At 45.3% G+C, this 26,534-nt stretch carries 1 protein-coding gene; it reads right to left on the bottom strand.

Going from position 1 to position 26,534, the window contains the following annotated elements:
* Nucleotides 1-4: 4 nt before the first annotated feature.
* Nucleotides 5-26,296, bottom strand: a complete 26,292-nt coding sequence (locus KR49_RS13635) for an Ig-like domain-containing protein (RefSeq protein ID WP_156957048.1) — start codon at nt 26,294-26,296, stop codon at nt 5-7.
* Between the last annotated feature and the right edge of the window lie 238 nt (nt 26,297-26,534).

The following is a 26,534-nucleotide window of genomic DNA, read 5'->3' as shown; positions in this document are numbered from 1 at the left end:
ACACCTAAATAACAAGTAGATCAGACAACTCTCCGACATAACCAGTGACATCGATGATCGCATCGGTGTCAGAGGAGAAGCCAGGAACGCTGTTGTTCAAGGCGAGTAAGGTTCGCATGCCGACATAGCCATCGATAACTGTGAAGAAAGCAGCACTGCCCGACGGGAAGCGGGCTGAATCAAGATGCTCTCGCAAGGAATCAGAATCAAGGCCAGGAGCAATGCCAGTAACAAAGATTTGATCGGAAGAAACAGGGTAAGGAGCATCAATACGGTCAACTGACATATCAAAGTCTGTAATCACGTCATAGGCAGAAAGACGTGAATCGGTGTAACGCTCATACAGAAAAGTATCAACGCCTGGAAGCCCTGTCAGAACATCAGAGCCACCTCTACCAGCAAGTACATTGTCAGAGCTGGTTCCGATCAAGCGATTATCAGCAGCATTACCAAACCCATTCACAGGATCCTCGCCAGTGAGATAAAGAGTATCAAGAGAATCTGGCAGAACAATCGATTGCAAGGATGTGATCGGCTCAAGCAGATCGTTGATATGGACCACAATCTCACCTTCAGAGATCAAACCGCTGGCATCGGTAGCTCGAACAACAAAAGAATAAGATGATTGAGCTTCAAAATCGGGTGAGATATCAAGTAGAAGCTGATCACCCGAGAGGGAGAAGAGAGAGGCATCAACGACATTATCGGCAACGGCATCGGCATCAGCATCGGCTACAGCAAGCCGAGGCATCAAAATTTCTAAGGAAACACCAGCAAGATTTTCTGGATCGGAAGAGCGAATAGTACCCACGACTGAACCAGGGGGAACATTCTCATCCACAGAAGACGTTGTGAGCACTGGTACCGACGGAGGCTCATCAATATCGGTGACACCAAGCTCAAATCGTTCAACAATAGAATGACCATACTGGTCAGTCGAACGAATTCTGAGATTCAAACTGGAATCAGTTTCAAAATCAATAGGAGCACTGCTGATCAAGGAATCCCCGGAAATTGCAAACAGATCATTATCCTGCGCACCAAAGCCATCATCTAAGGTATAAGTAAACAGGTCATCTACATCGGGATCCGAAGTCGAGAAGGTTAATATAGGAGTTCCAGCAGGAAGATTCTCCTTGAACGCAGAAGCACTCATGGAAATAGACTCCGGCGGATGATTCAAGGCAAATTCGATATCCTGCTGAACAGATGCCCCATCGAAATCAGAGGAAATGACACTGACTGTATAAGAGGACTGTTCAGCAAGATCAACAGAAGGCTGCAGCTTTAACTTATCGCCGAGGAGGAAGAAGGAATCATTATCGAGAACACCATCAGGTAGAGAGTAGCGATGGAAATCACGAAGATCATCATCCAAAGTCGAAAATTCAGCAACAGTGGATCTGGATTCCGCAGTGCTGCTGAGGAATTGCGTAGAAGAAGTGATTGTATGCGGTGCGTCGTTGAGATCAACAACGGAAAGTTCAAACGATTTCTCGACACTTGAAAGACGACGATCAGCAGCACGCAAGCGAATATTAAAGGATGACTGGGATTCAAAGTCAGGACTCTGCTTTACAAGTAGTTGATCGCCTGAAACATTGAACAAGTGATTGTCATCATCACCTTCACCAGAAATCAAGGAGAAGGAAAGGGAATCGCTAAAATCAGGATCCTGGGCATCGATGACCGCAACGCTTGCCTTAGCAGGAACATTTTCATCGATTGTGTCAACTGAGATAGACAGATCAAAGGGAGCTTCGTTGATATCAGGAACAAAGAGATCAAATGAACGCTCAAGCTTAGTGCCGGAAGAATCGAGAGACTGGAGACGTACTGAATAGTCAGTCCTCTTCTCATGGTCGGAGTAAAAATTAATCAACAATTGATCATCGGATACCAAGAACAATTGATTGTCATTCGACCCATCGCCAGAAACCAATGAATAAGAAACATCGCCAGTAACATCATTGGTTGTAGAAAGAGTGGCGATAGAACTTAGGGGATACAATCCTTCCGAAATTTGAGTCGACGAAAGAGAAACCGTTGGAACGACTGAAAGCGAAATATCTTGTACAAAACTAGCTCCAGAGGAATCAATCGCCTCAACAGACAAATTATACGAAGAGTCAATCAGAGTGCGTGCATCAGTATCCAGGAAAAGACGATCCTCAACCAAAGTAAAGACGCCATCAACAGGTTCGCCACCAGCAGTCACTGAAAGCAGGGAGAACGAAAGAGAATCGTTGGTATCTTGATCAAAGCCTGTGAGAGATGCAACAAGCTGATCGGCAAGGGCATCCTGCGGGATATCAGATGTTGAAACTAAAATGGAAGAGGGCGGATCATTGCTATCTGAAACAGAAAATTCAAATTCGCGTTCAACAAGGAAACCTGATGAATCTTCTGCTGTAAGTTTAACGCGGTGAAGTTGCTGCGTCTCAAAGTCAAGCGACTCAAGCAAAACCAGACGATTGCCATGAACTGCAAAAGAAGAACTAGAGGATGAGGCAATGTCGAAGGTAATATCAGATAACGATTCGCCACTAGAAATCGATAACTCAGCCACAGATGCCCCAATCGGTAGGGCTTCAGAAAATTGCTCTGACGAGGCAAGAATCGTTGATGGCAACTGGAAAGTAAGATTCTGCTCAAAGGCCGCGCCGTTAGAGTCTGTAGCCCGCAGACGAATCGATAAAGAAGAACGATCAAGAGAGTCAACAGGCGCCGAAAGCAGGAGTTTGGTGCCGGATATCGTGAAGAGATTGTTATCGGAATCACCCACACCTTTAACCAATTCGATACTAACGGAGTCATCCTGATCAGGATCAAGAACGTGCAACCAGGCAACAAGATCACCAACATTCGTTGATCTGGGAATTACAGAGCCGGAGGAACTGATCAGATAAGGAGGATCATTGATTACAATCGGTACCTCCACAACATCTTGCACTGAAAGTTCAAAGCGCTTAACAACAGAAAGGCCATTCTGATCAGTGGCACGAACTCTTATCTGAAGAATATTGTCTTCCTCAAAGTCAGCCGGAACTAGCGTCAGCAGATCACTTCCTTCAAGGGTAAACATATCATTATCTCTTGCACCAAGCCCAGGGGCGAATGAATAAACAAACTGATCATCAAGGTCAGAATCAAGAGTTGCCAATGACAGTACGAATTCACCGACTTGAAGATTCTCGAGAAGCTCAAGTTTAGAAGCGAGGATATCTGTTGGCGCATGATTCACAACAAAGTCGAGAATCTGATCAACCGATTCCCCAGAACGATCAGAAGATCGAAGGTGAACTGAATATGAATCCTGATCGGATATATCTACATTTGGCATTAATTTCAAACGACGACCAGACAAAGAGAAGAGATAGTTATCCATGGAACCATCAATGAGAGTTAGAACATGTCGGTCATTGGCATCTTGATCGTTCGTTGTAATATCGGCAACGGTCGAACGCGCAGGGGCATCTGCGTTGATGAACAAGGTTGATGCAGTAATCGAAGACGGAGAATCATTAATATCCTCAACATTAAGCTCGAAAGAATCAACAACAAATAAACCATCGCGATCTGCAGCTTGCAATCGAACGCTGAAACTGGATTGGCTTTCAAAATCCGAACTACCAATCATCAGTAGTTGATCATCATCAACAACAAACAAATGATTATCAGCATCGCCTTCACCAGCAACCAGGGAGAAGGTAAGAGAATCGTCGATATCAAAATCATCGGCGTTTAATAATGCAACCAAAGACATTGGTTCATTATTCTCAGTTAAAGCAAATGGTTCTATGGACAAATCGAATGGTGCCTCATTCAGATTGGGAACAGACAGCTCAAATGCACGTTCAAGCATCTGACCGTTGGAACCAAATCCCTTAAGGCGGATGTTATACGTAGCTTGGAGCTCATGATCAGGAAAGAAATTAATCCGGAGCTGATCCTGATCGATGGTGAATCGATGATTGTCAGAAGATCCAGCCCCGGAAACAAAAGCAAGCTCACTCAGGACAAGGCCATCGGAGCTGGAGGAAATCGTTGCAACACTGCTGAATGGCGTCAAACCTTCCGACAGCAGATCATTGCTCAACGTAATCGTGGGAACCAAGGAGAAAGCGAATTCACGCTCATGAGCCAGGCCGAATTGATCGGTTACCTGCAGAGTAAGGTTGTAAACATCATGCTCAAAATCAACAGCATCAGAAGCTAGAAGGATTTGGTTACCATCAAGTACGAATAAACCCTCATAGAATATGCCGTTCGATTCAACTGAATTCAAGGCGAAACTGAGGTTATCAGCAGTATCCTGATCAAAACCACTGAGGGATGCGACAAAAGAACCTTGTTTGGCGTTCTCTTCCACAACCGTAGTGGAAGATTCAAGATGATAGGGGGCATCATTCTGATCGAACACATTGTAAGCGAACTGCTTCTGCACAACCTCACCGGTATCCAATTTGGCGATAACGGTTACGCGATGGATAGCAACATCCTCAAAATCAACCTCAGTGTCAAGAATCAATCGATTACCACTGATGGAGAAAATACTATTGAGTGGATTTAGTAAGGAAAATTCAACTCCCGTAGAATCATCTAAGCCAGTAATGGAAAGCTCCGCAACTGTAGATCCAACCGTTGTCGACTCATTGAATCCAACTGTTGTGCTAAGAATAGAGTTCGGCAAAGTAAAGACAACATTCTCCTCATGGAACGAACCAGCAAGGTCGGTAACACGAAGCAGAACTGAGTATTGTGTTTGATCGGCAAAGGCTGGATTAGTCGCCAGAACCAACTGGTTATCAAATATTTCAAATTTATCATTGTCTGTATCACCATCACCAACTGCGAACGAAAATGTAAACTGATCCACGTTATCAGGATCCAAAACATGTAACCAGGCAATAGAGTCTCCTGCATTCATATCCCTGGAAATAACAGAAGAAGAAGCTTTAATCGCATAGGGAGGATCATTTGAGTCAGTTACTGAAAGTGTAAAGTGATCCTCAAATGTCAGACCACCAGAATCGGTAACCTGCAGACGAAGACGATAGCTATCCTTCAACTCAAAATCAGCATCAACATCAACAATCAGTTGATTGTCGTTAATCGAGAACAAGTCATTGTCCTTATCGCCAAAACCCTGGGCAAAAGAAAAGCTAAATTGGTCGCCATCGTCATGATCCAATGCTCCAATCAATGCAATCGGAGTAGATGCAGGCTGGGATTCAGGGAATTCGGTTGGTGTGATTGATATGGCATATGGAGCATCATTCACATCAGAGACAGTAAATAAGAAATCTTCAACCAAGGAAAGGCCACCACGATCGGTTACTTGTGCACGAATCACATAAGTAGACTGCTCCTCAAAATCAAATGAGCGGCGAGATCTCAATTGGTTACCAACAACATAGAAGTAGTCATTATCAGTGCCTTCAGCTCCGTACAACAATGAATAAGAAAGGTTATCATCCTGATCGGGATCTGAAGAAGAGAAAGTAGCAACAATCGAACGACTAGGAAGATCCTCGGGGAAGACAGAAGAGGAGGCAATAAAATTAGTTGGTGTCTCATTACTATTCAGAACATCCAGGTTGAATGTTGTCTCCAAGGCAAAGCCATCACTATCTTCAGCTAAGATTGTCAAGGAATGGGTCGCTGCGGCCTCAAAGTCCAAAGACTCAAGCAACAGAAGAGAAGAGCCCTCAATTGCAAACAAAGGTGTATCGGCCTGATCATCAACGTCCAACAGACTGAACGTCACATCACGATAAGACTCAGGCCCAACGAGGGAAAGAGACGCAATGGAGGTATTGACTTGGGCAGCCTCTGAAATGGTATTGTCTGAAATGTCTAGATAGGTAGGGGCTGATTGAAGGGCAAGAACAAGGTCTTGGTTATGAACCAAGCCGTCTTGGTCACTGACCTGTATAGGGAGTACAAACTCTGATTGAGAAAGAAAAGCAGCATCAACTGTCAGAATTAATTTGTCGCCTTGTAAACGGAAATAGTCAACATCTGAAGAGCTAGAATCGGGTGAAAATCGATACTTAAAAATACTGTCTTGGTCGGGATCAATAGCAGAAAGAACTGCTACTGTTGACTGTGATTCGGCATCATAAGCAATCTCAGTCGAAGAACTGATAAGGGAAGAAGGAGGCTCATTAATATCATTAACCTCAAGATTAATCAAAGAGTCGACAGATAACCCCTGTTGGTCAGTAGCTCGTAGAAGAACCTGATAAGCGGACTGAGTCTCAAAATCGGGTGAGAATAATATATTCAGACGGTCATCATCAATATTGAAGTTCATCTGATCCTGATCCGAGTCGGAGATCAGGCTGAAAGTGATGGAGTCTGAAAGATCAGGATCGTCACTAGAAAGATGTGCCACTGTGGAACCAGAAGACAACCCCTCATCAAAATCAAATGCCGTAACAATAATGTCTGAGGGTGGCTCATTGACATCATTCACTGTCAGAACAACAGTCTGATCAACGAACAATCCAGAAGGATCGGTAGCCCTGACGAGAAGCTCATATTGTTCTTGGCTCTCAAAGTCAGGAACAGTATTGATGATCAACTGATTTTCTACAATAGAAAATAGGGAATTATCGTTAGAGCGCGAGCGGAAGAACGGTAGACTCAGATGAACTTCGTCATCCAGATCAGGATCGGTAGACGTGAGTTGAGCCACTACCGTGCCTGGGTCAATACCCTCATCCATTGACAGGACAGAAGAAACAATGGCTCCAGGCTTCTCATTAACATCTTCAACAGCCACATCAAAGTATTGCTCAAGAACAACACCATCAGAAAAGGCAGATTGGATCCGAACGCTATAGGACGACTGACTTTCGAAATCAACCGGAGAATTCAGAATTAACTGGTTACCATTAATTACAAAGAGATGATTATCTTCTGATCCAACTCCAGCGACCAAGGAGTAGTCGACAGTGTCTCCAGTTCGAACTGAGTCAGTTAAAATGATTGCTACGAAGGTTTGATCTAAAGCACTTTCCCGAATCGTGTCATTGGAAATAAACAGGTTACCTGGCGAGGGGATAACGTCAAACGTAAAGTCTCGGGTGATTGAGAGACCACCTTGGTCAGTCGCCTTAACGCGAACGAAATACTCATCCAGGCCAGTGGTCGACGGGTTATCTAACAGAGTTAACACATTGCCATCAAGGCTGAAGAGATGATTATGGAGTAAATCAACTTCAGCGAAAGAATAATCATTTCCAGTAGTCAATGAATCGGAAACAAGTTCAAAAACGATCTCATCGTTACGATTAGGATCTAAAAATGTGAAGGATGCAACAGGTGTGTTCGAGGGTGTGACATCAGAGAAACCAACATGGCTAACAAAGATATCCGTAGGCGGATGATTCAACGTGAAGTCAAACTTATTCGTGATTTCATTGCCATCAATAGCACCTTTCAATCGAACAGAGAAAGAGTCTCGCTCAGTCGAGAAAGGATCAAACAAGGAGACATAAGGATCATGACCATCAGCACCAATCAGTAAGCCGTCATCAGAGGAACCACCATCGTGTACAAAATAAAGATCAAAAGACTTGACATCTGAACGGTCTTCATTGATAACAAGACCCTCTAATGTACGGAAATCACCTACAACGAACTGCTCAGCAATCCTTTGGCCAGTAAAAGGATCCAAAATTTGCAAATACGACCTGCCGTCGCCAAGACGCACACCATCGACATATGCACTCCGACCATGGAGGGAGGCAAGCACAAAGTCGTTATTCCCATAGGCCAGAGTGGTAAGGCCGCTGAGGTCGTTAACACCTGTTTCGAGGGTACGAATCAACGATCCTGCAACACCATTGAAAAAGTCAAAAATGTGTATCTCACCACTGTCCTCTTCTCCAACATAAAGCCGTGAACGGTCAGGAGACATAGAAAGTGACTCATAACCGTTTTCAGAATCAAGCCAGCTATTGAATGGTAAAGATTGTGTGTTGAGAAGCAAAACATCACCGTCATGATCTATCGGGTTACCAAGACGGTCGAGAGCAAACTCAAATAAACGAGGGGCCTCACCAGCATTAAAATTGCCCTCATCAAGAACAATAAGTGACTGTCGGCCGGGATGATAGAGAAGAGCTTCAGGATCATGAAGATCATCTGTCAACGAATAGTATTTAAGCTCGAAGGTTGGGGATATTTGTAAGAGATATTCAGGCTGAGGATCATCAGAAATCACATAGAGGAAATCCCCATACTCAGTGGGAACAGCAACAATATCGCTGGCCTCAAAGCCAGAACCAAGATTTAAAGATGTATGAGCATCCAGCAGAATATGATTAGGGTTAATCGTGAATGAATTATCAATAGATCCGCCTGGGCGCGCCCGGAATTGATGGGCCTGTAGCCCATTTAAACCTGGTAAACGTAAACCCATCAACCAGCCATCATCATCAGAACCCTCATCGTTCACCAAGAAGAGATCAAAGGGGCTTCTGGCATCAGGCTGAGGATTGGGAGTCAGACCTTCAAGATTATTGAAATCACCAACCACAATCTGATCAGTGATCCGCAACCCAGATTGAACATCAATTAACTGCAGAAAAGCTTGCCCACCACCCAGTCTGAAACCGTCAGGTTCAGAATCCTTACCATGCAAAGCAAGGAGAGCGGGTGAGCCATCAGGTAACTCAATCGATAGGAGACCGGAAAGGTCATTAACACCGCTATCAATGACTCTAATCAGTTCTCCAAGCGTGCCGTCACTAAAGTCGTACTGATGAATATAACCAGGGTCTTCTTCTGCTAAATAAATAGATTGATAATCGCGAGAAAGTACAACAGACTCATAGCCATGCTCAGTTTGAATCTGCTGTCCAAAGGGTAAATCCTGTACGCTCAGAAGCTGAGCCTGACCATTAATTAGAATGACATCACCATCTTCATTAACGGCAAATTCAAATAACTTGGAAGGTACGTCGGAGGAGAAACTACCCTCATCAAGAATAAAAAGTGATTGTGTTAACGGATTAAAGAAAATGCCTTCTGCTTTGATATCAGAGGGAAGTGGAATGTAGGTTTGAATACCAGAGGAATCAAGGCGCAGCAGAGACTCGGGCTGCGGATCGTCGGATACAATATAAAAGACATGATCATCATCGCGGACAATCGTTTCAATATCACTAGCCTCGAAACCAACTCCCAGCGGGATTAATGAGTGAGCATAGGCATCGTAATCACTGATATCATCACTGGAAGAGTCAGGAAGGCTTAAAGGCGCAAATTTTAGATGGGAGCCATCAAGAATGAAGAGAGCATTATCATCGTCGCCTTCCCCTTCAACCAATTCAAAGGTCTGTGGTTGATCAACCAAGAGATCACTAATGGAGAACTCTAGAAGAGAATCATCGACGTCCTCTGGAAGATTAAAGATGGCAGTTGAGGACAGCAACACAGAGTCCTCCAACTCGTTCATCACATTCAAAACAAAGATCTTGTCCACGGACAAGCCATTAGAATCTGTCGCAGAAATACGGACGGTATATTGAGATTGCTCTTCAAAATCAGGGGAGTGATTGATGACAATCTGATCATCAACTATCTCGAAATGGTGGTTATCGGAATCACCATCGCCTTCAACAAGGGTGAATACATGTGAATCCCAGTGATCTGAATCTAGAGCCACCAAAGATCCTATGGGAGTTTGGCCGGGAATAGACTCACTAAAGGAATCTTCGGACAAAAGAATATCGGTTGGGAAATGGTTAACAGGGAAAGTAAAGGTTTTGTAGACGAAGCCACCAGCTGCATCAATGGATTGTAGACGTATTGAATATTCAGGTATGTCGTCATAAGAAGCGAGTGATTGACGAAGAATCAGCTGATCATTCTGAATAGAAAAGAAAGCATTATGAGTAGAGCCAGCACCAGAAACAAAACTGTATTCAAAAGAATCAGTGATGTCAGGATCGACAGATGAGAAGGATGCAATAGGATCACCGACAAGAGAATTCAAATTGATACTTGAAGATGAGGTCAAAATATTTATGGGCGGCTCGTTAACATCAATTACTGGGAAAACCAGTACATGCTCAGAAAGTTGGCCATTTTGATCAGCTGAACGAAAACGGAGCGAATATTCTGACTGCTCTTCGTAATTGGGTGAGGTAAGAATACGCAAAAGGCCATTGCTGATCTTAAATTTGTCATTGTCGTCATCACCAGTTCCATTCGCAAGAGTAATGGAGTACTTAAGCTCTGGATCTGGGTTGCTTGCAGAGACAAATGAGACAACAGCTCCATCCTCTACATTTTCAGAAATTGAACTAAGGGTTGACTGAATGACCGTAGACTCCTCCAGGTCATTAACTGAGAGAGTAACTACCTGCTGGTGTATTAATCCGCGGAGATCAGTGGTTTGAAGGCGAATCGTATAGGAATCCTTGATCTCATAATCAGCAAGATGGTTGATCAATAAACGATCTCCGGAAATCTCAAAAGATTGATTGTCAACATCACCAACACCAGAGACAAGTTGATATGAATGTGAGTCATCCTGATTGGCATCCAGCGTAGAAAGTGTCGCAACTGCACTGTACTCAACTAAATTCTCATCAAATGAGAGAGAAGAGAGTAGAATCTCTTCTGGTGATTGACTAAGAGCAAGCTCAAAAGTTTTTTCAACAGACTTACCATACTTATCAGTACTACGTACACGAACATGATAGGAATCTTGTTTCTCACGAAGTGATTTCTTGAGTCTTAATTTATTACCAGAAATTCTGAATACCAGATTATCATCGGAGCCTACACCAGACGTGAGCTGATAACGGAAGCGATCATCCTCATCCTGGTCAGTCGTCGAAAGCTCAGCAATTACAGAGCTTAAGGGAGTTGTATCATCAAATATCGTTTCAGACAGCTGAATATCTGTTGGAGTCTCATTGACGTCATTCACCGCAAGGGTGATGGAGTGATCAGAGGAAAGGCCATCCAGATCGGTCACGGACATACGGATCGAATAGGAGTTCTGCTCTTCATAATCAACAGAGGCCTTTAAGCGCAGCTGACTTCCAAAGACTTCGAATGCATCATTGTCATCATCTCCTTCACCGCTAACCAAAGCAAAAGAATGATCATCAACGAAATCTTGATCAACTGCAGTAAGAAAGGCAATATTTTTCAGGAGCTTCGTGTCTTCATCAAAATTAGTCGTGGAAAGCGATATACCTGTAGGTGCTTCATTCTGGTCAACAATATTCAAAACCAATGATTGTTCACTATAAACACCCGAAGATTCCTCGACGCGAACTCGCAAGTTATACTGAGACTGAAGCTCATAATCGGGTGAATTCAAGAATTTAAGCTGGTTACCGTCGAGGCTAAAAGCCTCATTATCTTCGTCACCGGGGCCAGAGACCAAGGAATATGTGATTAAGTTAGCAGCACTAAAATAACTATCTGAAGCAAACGGATCTACAGAATTAACAAGAGATGCCGTAGAGTTAACGTTGAAATTCTCCGTGATTGTGTCGTCAGTTAGAGAAATAATGCGATGAGCATCTACAACCGAAACACTATGGACAAGCAGGTCACGCACACCATGGTTGGATTGGTTATTAAAGTCACCGTTCGTCGAACCAGTGAGGATCAAACGTCCATTCGATGTTGCCACGAGATCTGCAACAAAATCTGCTTGAGGGGATCCTGTCTGAAAATTCCATAGACTTGTGCCATCGCTGGAGAAGGAATGGAGGGTGATATCCGTATAACCATTGTTTGATTCACCACTGAGTTCACCTTGAGTGGTTGCGGCAAGGTAAAGATCGCCATTATCAGCCAAGGTAAGAGATGAAGCGGAGTCGTCTTGCGTTGATCCAAACGTACGTATCCAGGACTGATCGCCAACAATGGTGAAAGAACTAATAAACAAATCTGAGCCTGATTCGTCAGAATCCTGATCTGAATCAACAAACTCTGGGCCAATATTACCTGCAACGAAAATATTTCCTGTACCGTCAGGCACAAGTGTTGTCGCACGATCATCACCACGACTACCAATCATGCGGACCCAGTCGAGATATCCATCACTATCTATACGAGCAACAAATCCATCCGAAGAACCCAAATTGCGCTCACCATTGAGATCGCCATTTGTAACACCAGCGAGATAGAGATCTGAATTTTGACCAGAAACAATATCAAGAGCCACATCATCTTGATCGGTCCCAAATAATTTGACCCAAACCAGTTCGCCAGCTGAACTGTATTTGGCGACAAAAATATCCTTACCACCTTGATTCAGTTGTTCATCACCGTCGCTCGTCGTCGATCCTGCTACATAAACAAATCCATCTGAACTTGTTGTTGTGGCATAGGCAATCTCTTCGCCGAAGGATCCTCCAAGGCGAGTCCAGAGACGAACACCATCGGACGTATATTTCGATAAAAAGAAGTCCTTATAGCCAGCATTGGTCTCACCATGAAGCTCAGCAGAAGCGGTTACACCAGTAATATAAACTTCATTAACAATACCTGATGTAATTCCGTAGGCCAACTCATTGCCATTATCACCGTCTCTTATAAACCAATCCTGGGTACCATCAGCAAGATATTTAACAATGAAGTAATCAAAAGACCGTTCTTGTGTTTCCGCTTCAACAACATAAGTGTTACCTGCAATCAAAGCAGAACCAGCATTATCGAGATGAATGGCATGTCCGGCTTCGTAGGTCTGACTTCCAAATAGATCTGTCCAGGCATAAGCAGGGATAAAAACCGGAGCATCCGGATCGATAATCTCAAGCGTGACAGGTTGCTCACTACTGTTGCCTGCGAAGTCAGTTGCTACAACAGTAAATTGATAAGTTGATTGAACATCAAAATCAGGATCAGATATCAACCTAACCTGACCAGACATTTGATTCAGAGAAAAGAGTGCAGCATCATCATTATTATTTGACTTTAATGCATAAGTAACATTCGAATCATCTGGTGTGATTGCATTGTATACACGTTGATTGGCACCCGTATGTTCAGCAATGGAATTAGCAACCGAGCCTGAGATGAATGATGGAGCCGAGGCATCAATAACAACAAGGAGTGCCTCCGAATGATCGGAAGGATAAGCTGCTGCGTACGATGATCTGGCGGTGATAGCGTGATGACCATCGGAGAGGGCTGACGAGGAAGGAACTCGAAATGTCCAATGACCATCTGAATCGGCAATGGTATAACCGAGGCTGATACCATCAGCAAACACTTCTACAAACGTTTCTTCTTCAGACGTACCCGTAAATGTAGGTGTGGTCAGCGATGTTAAATCATCATCGTCAGATGGGCCGGTATCACTGATAGCTAGCAAATCTGGGACAGACGGAACTGGAGGAGGGGTATCATCAACATCGAGAACATCGAGCTGAATCTCAAGATCAGCGCTATTACCAGCATTATCAATCGCAACAACAGTGAATTCATACATGTTTTGACTTTCAAAATCAGGATTATGAGTCAAACGAATATCACCAAGGATTGGATCAATTAAGAATTCACTGGCATCATCATTGAGACTCTGCTTGAGGTAGTAGTAAACCTCTGAATGGTCGGTCGCCGAAGCAGTGGCGATAATTTGGTCTGACCCGACATTTTCAACGACATCGAAGTGACTGATCGACGTGAAGACGGGCGATGTGGTGTCGATCATCATGATCAAGTCTTCAGACAGCTCCGATCGGTTGCCACTGTCGTCTGTTGCGACCGCAGAGAGGATACGTTCGCCATCTGAGAGTGAGGCTGATGAAGGAATCACAAATGACCAAGCACCAGTGGTATTGGCTGATGTAGAGCCTACTGTGAGGCCATCAACCAAGATTTCGACGGATGAGAGTGGCTCAGCATGTCCAGTAATTCGCGGCGAAGTAATCGAGGTTAAATTATCAAAATTAGAAAATCCCGAATCAAAAAGATTGGTAAGGTCGAGAGCATCCGGGGCAGCTGATGCCTGATCATCTAAATCGTTAACAATCAGGCTAATTGTTTTTTCCGAACTATTACCAGCCAGATCTGTCGCAAGAACGGTTACAGAAAAAGAAGGCTGATCTTCAAAGTCGGGATTGAGATTGAGTCGAAGCTCCCCATTATCAGCATCAATCGAAAAAACACCTGCATAATCAAGGGAATCCTGCTGAATACTGTAAAGAGTACTGGTATCATCAATCGAATCAGCGGTGTAAATCAACTGATTGGCGCCACTATTTTCATCAATAAAGTAAGTATTCGTGCTACGGATAATTTTGGGGGCTTCATTATCGATAGTCAGCTCAAGTTCAAGTGATGTTTCAGAGGAATTACCGGCCTGATCTGTTGCCTGAACAGTGATGGCAGTGGTACCAGAATTCAATGCGTGGGTGGTAGGAAGCTCAAAGCTCCATTCACCACTGGAATCCGAAAGAACAGAACCAACCGATAAGCCATCAGCAAAGATTTCTACCGTAGACCCAACCTCAGCAAAACCTTCCAGCAGTGGTGTACGGTCACTGGAGACATGATCTGAATCGGAGCGACCGGTATCAGAGCCATCATTTAATTGAGGTGTGCTGGGAACATCTGGTGGCGTGATGTCAGATGGTGCTGTTACAACATTGGAAACAACAGTCTGCTCGAATAACAATCCATCTGTATAGGTGATCAAAGCACGAAGCTGATGAGCAGCCACATCATGTGAGATGGTAAATGTTTCACCAGTGGCATTTACCAAAGACTCCCAATCAACCGTCTGATCAGGACGAGATTGCCATTGAATATAGATGGATTCATCACGTGTGGTGTAACCGTCAGGATCAAACGTATTTTGAATCACCTGCAGCTGATTGCCGAAGGTAAGATCACCCAAAATGGAATATGTTCTAGATCCAGAATCAGACTTAAGCGCACCAGTCAAATCTGCAGCTGTAAGATCAGAATTTGTGAAATCAACATGAGAAAGGTCGACTTCATAGAAAATAATATTTGACAGATTGAGACCAGAAAAATCAAGCCCGCTTAAATCAGCACCCTGGAACGCAACTTGATCTAAATTACGTGCCGCTGTAATTGAAGGTGTGACTGAAAGGTCAGTGTGTGCGAAAACCGCATCTGCAAGATCCGCATTCGTAAAATCGCTCCTGGATAGATCAGAAGAATCAATAACCAAGCCGGCTAGATCAAGATTGGAGAAATCAAGACCACTTAAATCAGCACCATCCAATATGGCAAGGTTTAAATTAAGTGCCGAGGTGATCGTTGGGGCAGCCGATAGATCAGAGTCTGTAAAATCTGTGTCCGTAAGATCTGCATTTGCAAAGTCGATATTCCTTATTGTGTTACCAGAGAAACTTGCTGAGGTGAGATCGGATTTTTTGAATTCGACATTAGTAAGATCAGAATTTTTGAAAACTGCTGCTGAGAGATCAGCTCCCGTAAAATCTACATTTGAGAGATCTGAAGACTCAAAAGTAATCGTCGACAAATCAAGCTCAGAAAAGACAAAATCACTTAAATCAACGTCTTCAAAATGGGCTTTATTTAAATTATCAGCTGCAACGATTGATGGCGAGTTGGTGAGATCAGAATCCTGAAAACTTGCATCAGCAAGATCTGCTTGCGAAAAATCAACATCTGTGAGATCTACATCTCTAAACTCAGCACGGTTTAAATTAGAACCTGAAAGATCAGCACCTGACAGTTGCGAATGGGAGAAATCAACATCCGAGAGATCAAACCCACTCAGATCAGCATCGACGAGAAGCTTATTCTCGCCAACCTGATAGCCATGAATCTGATTTTCAGAGCTGTTTCCATAGACATCAGTGGCAACGATTGTAAACGTATAAGTATTTGCTGAGTGGAAATCTGGAATGCCGGCCAAAACAACATGTCCTGTATCAGTGTCAATCGTGAACTCGGAACTGTCATCGGCATAACTCTGAAGAAGTTGATAGGTAACAGGTGATTCATCAACAACATCAGAGATATAGATGCTAAAACCAGATGCACTGTTAGCACGAACAGGTATGCCTCTGTACCCTGACAAGAACTCGGGGGATATTTCATCTGGAATATCTAAAACACTGATACTTAATCGCTGGGAAGCCAAATTACCATTTGAATCTGTAGCAGCAACAATAACATCGTAAACATTGTCACCATCATGATCTTCAGGATCTTCGAAATCAGGTGCACTGATAAACATGAGATCACCTGTTGAGGTATCAATAGAAAATAGGCTTTGATCCTCACCACCCGTCAAAGACCAAACAACAGGCTCATTCGCAGCCATGCCATGAACCAATAAGGTGTTCTTTTCATTGATCGACGTCTGGGAAGTTGCAGCACCTGCAAGTCCGGATGGACCTGAAATCAATGGAAGTAAATCAATGGTTAGGTTGAGACTGCTAGATGACGTTGAAAATTCATAACGGAAAAGAACGGCATCGTGATTATTCGCATCAGAGTTATCATCGCCAGACCAAATCCACACTGGATCACCACTACGGTTACCCCAGGGATTGGTATAACTACTCACATCCTGTGGCACCTTCCACAGATCAGAATCTGAAGAATCATATTCAACTGTGTTCCAACCCTCAGGGAATATCAGAGAATTACTGTTGTAACCACCAGCATTTGGATTATTATCGGCGATGAAGACTTTCCAATCATCAACTTGCGATGTGCCAACAGTGTTGCCGGAGGCATCTGCAAGTTGAGCTGTCATCGCAGCAACACCACCGGAATCATAGGATTCAATCGCCAGAACATTATCACCATCAAGAAGAGTGAAGTTATCAAAGACATACTTCGTTCCCCATGAATTGGTGCTTCCCAAGTAATCACCATTGAAATATACTTTGGACCAGTTGTCTGTTGTGGTTGAAATGCTTGTTGGAACAAAAATATTGTCAGCAGCCGCTGCAGAGATATTTCCAGCTACATCCGTAGCCGATACATTGATATGGTGAGAACCTTCTCCAAGAGGAGAATCAACAACAAAGATCCAATTGCCACTGGCATCTGCCGTCGTGCTTCCAAGCGACAGAGTCTCTGTGGAAAGCTCTACCAAGGCATCAGGTTCTGTAGTACCTGTAAGCATTGGTGTGGTGTCACTGGTGATCAGATCACCATTCGAGACACCCGTATCAGAACTGGGATCAAGATTGATGGTGAGTGATGGAGCGGTGCTATCAACGTTCAGCTCCAGAAGGGAAACATCCGACTCATTTCCCGCAACATCTGTCGCTGTCGCTGTAATGGCACGACTACCATCAGAAAAAGCATCACTTGAATCAACCGTAAAACTCCAATTGCCATTGCTATCTGCCGTAGTAGTCCCTAATGGACTGGATCCAGCAAACAGCTCAACTGTGCTGCCGGCTTCAGCTGTGCCCGTAAACGTAGGCGTGGTGTCGCTTGTCAGGTTGTCACTATTGGATATTCCTGTATCAGAATTTGCGGCTAGATCAGGTACCGATGGTGCTGGTGGTGCCGACGTATCCGTGGTGATCGTCAGCGCAGCTGAAGCATTGGACACATTTCCAGCAGCATCGGTCGCCTTCGCCGTAAAGGTATGACTACCATCTGTGAAAGAATCACTTGAATCAACCGTAAAACTCCAGTTTCCGGACGAGTCAGCCATAACAGAACCGAGCGAAATCGAGTCCACATAAACCTGGACCTGGTTGCCCGCATCAGCTCGACCAGTGATTGATGGCGTTGTGTCGCTGGTGATGCCATCGACGTTCGAGGATCCAGTATCAGAGGGCGCGTTAAGTGATAAATCCGTAGGCGGAGAACTCGACGTTTTCAGCGTGAAGGAATAGATTTCCGAATCAGACGTTACGCCGTTGTAAATCTCACGGGCATAAATGGTATGAAAGCCATCCGCGAAAACTGGTTGATTGCCAGGATCCCATGCCTGCCAATTCGAACCCTCATCCAGCGATATCTGCAACTCACCACCTTGATTTGCATTGTAGATCTTGAGGGTGGAATTGTTCGTGAGCCTGTCAGCATTGCTATCTCCAGTGTCATAGGCAAGAGCGATTTCCGGCCTGGTGAAGGCAAGGGAGTCACCCACAACACGACGCCCCAAACTCGTGTTCCAAGCAGAAATCGTATCAACATCGACCGATACAAGTTCGATAACAGGAAGCCAAGAGTACGTACTACCGGAAGCTCCATCTCGATCGATTTCCAGAAGAGAATCGTTTGAATTTCCAATCTGGCTGAAGCGCAAATAGCCGCTATCGGGATGGAATGGATTGCCTGACGAATACCCAGATAGATAGTCGGTATCGACAAAAGCTCCTATATCCAAAACATCACCACCTTCTCCAACCTCGAAATCTGTGATGATCAACGTTGAACTGGTTAATCCATACGTTGAATCCCAATACTCTGCATTCTCAACATTCGCCTCTGTCAACACAAACGTATCAATTCCCGCCCCACCCGTCATCGTGGCATCCCGCACTTCCTCCATGATCTTCAATTCATCATTGCCGGCTCCACCGGATAACAATGCCCTTGGCACTCCTGCAGAACCGTCAAGCAGCAACGTATCGTTGCCATCACCTCCATCTAGCAACAGCTGAAAACTGTTCGGCAAATAGTCACTTTGAGTGTTGTAGCTGCTGTTTGTCGTGTAGATCGAGTATCGATTCTCAAATCGAACATCGTCATCTCCACTGCCACCTTTCAATGTGTACTGGCCAGGAGTACTGGACATGCCACCTGTATTCTGATAACTATCTAGCGTATGTTGATAACGAATATTGGTATATCGATTGCTGCCGGTAACACGATCATCTCCGGAACCACCATCTAAGTACATTGAATCTGCAGCTAATGCAGAGTATCCTCCAGTACCCAGAGTATCTGATCCACCACCGCCATAAACAGTCAGGTCAGAAAAAAGAAATCTACCAACAGGGTAGAAGAGATCGTTACCATCAGAACTCGTTTCGCTGCCAAGTTGATCTCCATAGAAAACCACGGATGACCGAGGATTATGATAACCACTTACTCCGTCACCATTCCAATCACTATCCCAATTATAGAAATAATCATTCCCCAGTCCGCCAACAACCGTTGTGACACCTAAGGCATATTCACCATAAATCTGATCATCGCCTGGTCCGGCATCGATCAATCCATCTTCCGTGATAAAACCTGCAATGTAATCACCACCAGCCCCAGCATCTAGGGTTGTTACTGAACCGCCAATATTATCCTCACCATCTCCTCCATACAACAAGTTCTCCCCATACCAATCACGGATACGATCACGCCCTTCCTCTCCATACAGCGTGTCATGCCCTAATCCGCCTTCTAAAGTGTCGTTTCCTGATCCACCTTTGAGTAGATCCTGACTGCCATAAGCAACAAGATGGTCATTTCCCGATCCGCCAGACAGGGTGTCTGGTCCTAAACCACCAAGTAACGTTTGGGAATCCGTGACTCCTGCATCTCCTAAAGACAAGCCAACCGGAGGTGTTCCATCTGGTTCCACAGCAGGAGATAAGTTCTCTGCCTGGAACGACGATAACGCCACATTTTCAAGTCTCACAACTTCCGTGAAAGACTTCGCTTCACCTGATCCATCCAAGTCAATCGAGAGCGTTAAGTCATTACCATCCTGACTGAAACGCAGATAATTTAAAAATGGTGTGCCGCCGTCATAGGTAGGATCCTCAATTAAGGTCAACAAAGCTTCAATATCAAGAACATCACCACCTTCTCCAACCTCGAAATCTGTGATGATCAACGTTGAACTGGTTAATCCATACGACGAATCCCAATACTCTGCATTCTCAACATTCGCCTCTGTCAACACAAACGTATCAATTCCCGCCCCACCCGTCATCGTGGCATCCCGCACTTCCTCCATGATCTTCAATTCATCATTGCCGGCTCCACCGGATAACAATGCCCTTGGCACTCCTGCAGAACCGTCAAGCAGCAACGTATCGTTGCCATCACCTCCATCTAGCAACAGCTGAAAACTGTTCGGCAAATAGTCACTTTGAGTGTTGTAGCTGCTGTTTGTCGTGTAGATCGAGTATCGATTCTCAAATCGAACATCGTCATCTCCACTGCCACCTTTCAATGTGTACTGGCCAGGAGTACTGGACATGCCACCTGTATTCTGATAACTATCTAGCGTATGTTGATAACGAATATTGGTATATCGATTGCTGCCGGTAACACGATCATCTCCGGAACCACCATCTAAGTACATTGAATCTGCAGCTAATGCAGAGTATCCTCCAGTACCCAGAGTATCTGATCCACCACCGCCATAAACAGTCAGGTCAGAAAAAAGAAATCTACCAACAGGGTAGAAGAGATCGTTACCATCAGAACTCGTTTCGCTGCCAAGTTGATCTCCATAGAAAACCACGGATGACCGAGGATTATGATAACCACTTACTCCGTCACCATTCCAATCACTATCCCAATTATAGAAATAATCATTCCCCAGTCCGCCAACAACCGTTGTGACACCTAAGGCATATTCACCATAAATCTGATCATCGCCTGGTCCGGCATCGATCAATCCATCTTCCGTGATAAAACCTGCAATGTAATCACCACCAGCCCCAGCATCTAGGGTTGTTACTGAACCGCCAATATTATCCTCACCATCTCCTCCATACAACAAGTTCTCCCCATACCAATCACGGATACGATCACGCCCTTCCTCTCCATACAGCGTGTCGTGCCCTAATCCGCCTTCTAAAGTGTCGTTTCCTTCACGGCCATAAATCAAATCGGATCCGGCATAGCCATGAATCGAATCAGCCGATGAAGATCCAATGAAGTAATCCGTGTTCTGAGTTCCGCTGACCTCTCCTGACACATTCTGAGCAGGTGGCAAAACAATCTGAATATCCAAGGTTACAGCGTGCTCAGAGCTATTCCCTTGCGAATCAGTCGCTACAACAGTAAACGAATACTGCCTTTGATCATCATACTCAGGATTATCGATCAAGGAGACATTACCGGAGGACGTGATGTTGAAATGATCGACATCACCCGTATCAGCCTTTAACGAAAATGTGACAACAGAAGAATCTGAAGCCGTAGCGGTGTAAACGACTTGATTGGAGCCAATATTTTCGTTGACGGAAGCAGAAGCCGCCGAAGTAAACAACGGTGGAATATTCGAAACTGTGATTACATTTCCGACGGCGTCACTGATATCAATCGAATCAGCAGCACCTGGCATCCAATCGTCAGCAGCAGTAAAGCGATAGTGGGTATCATCCAATGAACGTCTTCCATCCTTATTCAAGAGCTGAGACAATCGCGATTTGTCAGCTTCATTCAGCGATACGCCGAATTCTGTTCTTGAATTCACCTCCACATCAGAAGATGTCAAGCTATAGCTGCTGCCACCCTCACCAGTGATCGAGAGCTTCGATACATCTATATCATTTGTAGAACCGTCCTTGTTGACAAAATTGGTACCTGTAAATGTAAGTGTGCCATTAGCTGCATCGTATGCAGCAGATTCAAGGCGAATCTGTGTATCGACAATTTCATAAACACGCACATGACCAGGTTTGCTTGCACTGTCATCAACATCTGCACCAATAGCAACTCTTTTACCACTATCTGAGAGGGAGACTGACCAACCAAAATTGTCATCAGCGGCGACACCATCAATATCGTTTCCATACTGAGCCCAATTACCATTAACATCCAATTGATAAACACGAACATGCCCTGCATCGTTGGCATTACCATCATTAAATTCAGCGCCAACAGCTAAAATCGTACCGTCAGCTGAAAGAGAGACAGAACTACCAAATTCGTCTCCAGCAGCCTCACCATCAATATCCCTTCCAATCTGAACCCATTTGTTGTCGTCATCTAACTTATAAACGCGTACATGGCCAGCGTTACTGCCGTTCGAATCATTGCCATAAGCACCAACAGCAAGAGTGTCTCCAACACTATCAAGTGACACCCTATATCCAAAGAAATCATCAGCAGCCTCACCTTCAAGATCACTTCCTAGCTGAGACCAATCTCCATCACTACTCAACTGGTAAACCTTTACATGTCCTGCATCGTTACCATTGCTCGCCTCATTGTATGGCGCACCGATCGCGACGATACTTCCATCGGATGAGATAGAAACCGAAGTTCCAAAATAAATGCCTGCTGCAGTACCTTCCAGATCACTGCCTAGCTGAAGCCAATTGCCACTTCCGTTTAAACGATAAACGCGAACATGGCCAGACTCAGAACCATTACCATCGCTACTGTCAGCACCAATTGCTACTGTCTTACCATCAGCAGAGAGCGAGACAGACCATCCAAAATAATCTTCAGTCACTTCACCATCAATATCAGAACCTAATTGCACCCAGTTCCCACTACTGTCTAATTGATAGAGACGCACATGACCCGAGTCTGAATTGGTGCCACTAGCAGATGGAGCACCAATGGCAACGATCGATCCATCACTAGATAGAGAAACACTATATCCAGAATTATCAGTAGAGGCCTCGCCATCAATATCTGCACCAATCTGAAGCCAATCCCCACTATTGCTTAGCTGGAAGATCCGAACATGACCAGCATCGCTACCGGCGCCATCATTGCTAGACGCACCAACAGCAAGGGTGCGACCGTCTGCCGACATCGATACAGATTGGCCAAAAATATCACCAGCAGCTTCACCATCGATATCGTCACCAATTTGCTTCCAACCAACAACGGTATTCACATTCGACACTGTGATCCCATTGCCGCTCGTATCACTGATATCAACCGATGCTGCTGCACCTGCCACCCAATCATCCGCCGCAACTAAGTTGTACGTCGACCCGCCGTCAGAGCTGGTTCCGTTCTTATTCAACAACCCACCCACATTCAGCTGGTCCGTCGTATTCAAGGTCACACTGAATTGTGTGCTGGAGCTCACCTCAACGTCAGCTGATGTCAACGTATAGCTGCTGCCACCCTCACCAGTGATAGTCAGCTTTGACACATCGATATCATTAGTTGAACCATGTTTACCAACAAGCGCATTAGCAGTAACCTTTAGGACTCCAGTTGAATTATCATAGACAGCAGAATCAAGCGATGGGAAAATATCAATATCTAAAGCAGAGGATGCATTCGAGATATTTCCAGCAGCATCGGTCGCCTTCGCTGTGATGGAATCACTGCCATACCAGAGTGCATAAGTAGATGCAACCGTTAAACTCCAATTTCCACTGTTATCTGTAGTAGTTGTGCCTAAAGAACCAATCCCTCTAAACAGTTCAACCTTGCTGCTGGCTTCCGCTGTGCCTGTAAAGGTTGGGGTGGTATCGCTGGTCACATTGTCATTATTGGAACTTCCTGTGTCAGAAGAAGAAGCTAGAGCAGGAGTAGATGGAGCCGCCGGTGCCAATGTATCAATGGTGATCGACATATTGGGAGATGCCGCATCGGCGTTCCCTGCGGCATCAAACGCTTTCGCCGTTACCGAATACGTGCCATCAGAAGCTTCGGAATCAAGTGTAAAGACCCAATTTCCACTGCTATCAGCTTGCGTCGTCCCTACGGAGCTATTTCCTGCAAATGCCTCAACTGTGCTGTTGGCTTCTGCTGTACCTGTGAAGGTCGGAGTGGTATCGCTTGTGATGTTGTCAGTGTTCGAGGACCCCGTGTCTGAAGCTGCATCGAGATCTGGGGTTGTTGGCGGAGAAGGCGCAGATGTATCAACCGTGATGCTCAACGCGCCCGATTCAGACGACTGATTTCCAGCAGCATCCGATGATGTCGCAGTAATGGAATGGATCCCATCCGACAAAGCATCAACAGTTAAACTCCAGTTACCACTTCCGTCAGCAGTCGTTGTTCCTAGTGAATTGCCACTATCGAACAATTCAACCGTGCTACCGGCTTCTGCAGTGCCGATCAGCGTGGGCGTTGCGTCACTCGTGATGTTGTCGCTGCTGGATTTTCCAGTATCGGAACTTGAATCCAGATCAGGTGTTGACGGTGTTGTGATCACCGTGTCAACAGTGAGATTGAGGGCCGGTGATGGATCGCTCGTCACCGGAGATCCGCCCGACGTAGTCGTTGTGACGGTGATGGCATGAGAGCCATCGGCCAAAGGCGATGAGTCGGACACAGTGAAATCCCATGCTCCAGTCCCATCAGCAACAGTGCTACCAAGTAATGTCTCACCCGATGAAACAACAATACTGTCGTTGGCAGATGCAGTCCCTGTGAAAGTGGGGGTGTTGTCAGATGTGATGTTATCTGAATTCGAAGTTCCAGAATCTGATGAAGCAATCAGATCCGGAGTTGATGCCGCAGCAACATCGTTAATAGCAAGAGAAACGTCCTGACGGGTCGAGTTGTTGGCAGCATCCGTCGCAACCAACGTGAGTGTGTAGCTACTCTTCGTCTCATAATCTGGATTATCACTCAAGGTCACCGCACCAGAAGCGCTGTCGATCGTGAATGAACCGTCAGACGTGCCGACCTGATCACTTCGGAGTTCGCTCACCAATGTTGACTCATTGGAGTGATAGAGATCGAGAACTGCTCCACCGCCATTCTCATAAAAATCAATTCGAATGTCGTACCAGGCATCTTGCTCAAGACCGCTAACTGTGAACGTGTTCCAAGTCGGCGAATGATCAGTCCAGTTATTCACCACTTGAACATCATCAATCCAGATACGCACACCATCATCACTCCTCACTTTCCAGGTATTGCTTCCCTGGGCATAGGCTTGAATCTGTCCGGTAGCGCGAACGGAGAATGTATCTCCATTGCCGCCGTAATCTCTGTCATACTGATCATTAATATTAATCGTCGATTCATAATTAGTCGCCATGAGTGTATTGAAATTTTTACCCTCATAAAGCTCCACTTTTAAACCATTGCCCTGCAGCAGCCCAAAACTCACAGTGGATGCATCTGTTGCTGTTGCTGTATAAACAACCTGGCCACTACCGCTGTTCTCGTTGATTGGTGTTGCTGTGGATCCGCTGGTGATCGCTGGAGATGCCGTATCAATGGTGATCGTCAGACCATCGGACGCACTGGAGACATTTCCAGCGGCATCAGTGGCTGTCGCTGTGATGGAATGACTGCCATCGGTGAAAGCATCACTTGAATCAACCTTAAAACTCCAATTTCCACTGCTATCTGCCGTGGTAGTCCCTAATGAGCTGGATCCAGCAAACAGCTCAACAGTGCTACTCGCTTCTGCTGTACCCGTGAAGGTTGGAGTGGTGTCGCTTGTCAGGTTGTCGTCATTTGATGTTCCTGTATCAGAATCAGGGGCCAGATCAGGTGTTGATGGTTTGTCTGGAGGTAGCTCATCAAGATCATTAACAGCCAATGCAACAACTTGATCAGAGTCGTTACCGAAATCATCAGTTGCGATCACAGTGAAGCTGTAACTCGGCTTCGTTTCGTAGTCGGGATCATCAAGAAGAGTGACCTCTCCTGAAGAAGGATCAATCGAGAATGAGACATCATCTCCAACACCAGGTCTTAAGCTGTATTGAATCGAAGAGTCATCTGTGGCTACAGCTGTGTAAATAATTTGTCCACTTCCACTGTTCTCATCAATTGCCGTTGCTGTTGATCCACTCGTAAAGACCGGCGGATCAGTATCACCCTCAGATTCACTCGACGGATCGGGATCACCCTCAGATTCACTCGACGGGTCGGGATCACCCTCAGATTCACTCGACGGGTCGGGATCACCCTCAAATTCACTCGACGGATCGGGATCACCCTCAGATTCACCAGATGCTTCAGCTTCAAACTCAATTCCATCAACAGTAATGATCAACTGATCATCTTCAAGACTCAACCGGGACAAATTGTGTGCAGTACCACCAAGAATGGCGGAGAACAGCTCACCTTCATCACCCGGTGTATCGAAGTCGTTGAGAACGGCATCAAGATGATGACCAAGTTCTTCCGTCAGAACGGCGGCAATCGCCTGATCAGACGCTTCCGCCAACCACTCCTGATTCAGGAAGATCCGAGACAGGTCTTCCACATAGGCACCACGCGCCCCGGCGATGTCCTGGCTGGACAACGTTTCAATAGCCGGCAGCGCCGAAAAATCAGACGCGCCCCACTGATCCAGCAGCTCAACAAGCTGCTGGGGTGACTCTTCCAGGAGCAGTGCCTGCTGGGCCGCCGCCAGCAACGAGCCATCCTCTGCCCAGCCACGCAACTGCTGCGTCCAGCCCAGAAGCCATGGCTTGATGTGGGAGTCGCGACTCATGACAACCGAGGCATGACAGGCATGGACCCCCGACAAAGGCCGAAGGTCGGTAACCCGAATCTCACCTCAGCATAGTTTTCCTGTGCAATTTTGCCAGCAATATTGCAACTTCCAGAACCACTGCAGCGCAGTCATTCTCCCTGGTATCAGAACGAGGCAGACCGACAGCCTCACGCACCGAAATGCTCAACACTTCTGAAGAAAATAAAAAGGAGGCGCCATATTTTGTTCACAATTG

The sequence above is a fragment of the Synechococcus sp. KORDI-49 genome, from assembly GCF_000737575.1.
Taxonomy (GTDB): Bacteria; Cyanobacteriota; Cyanobacteriia; order PCC-6307; family Cyanobiaceae; genus Parasynechococcus.
This window is presented reverse-complemented; position numbering and strand designations above follow the sequence as displayed.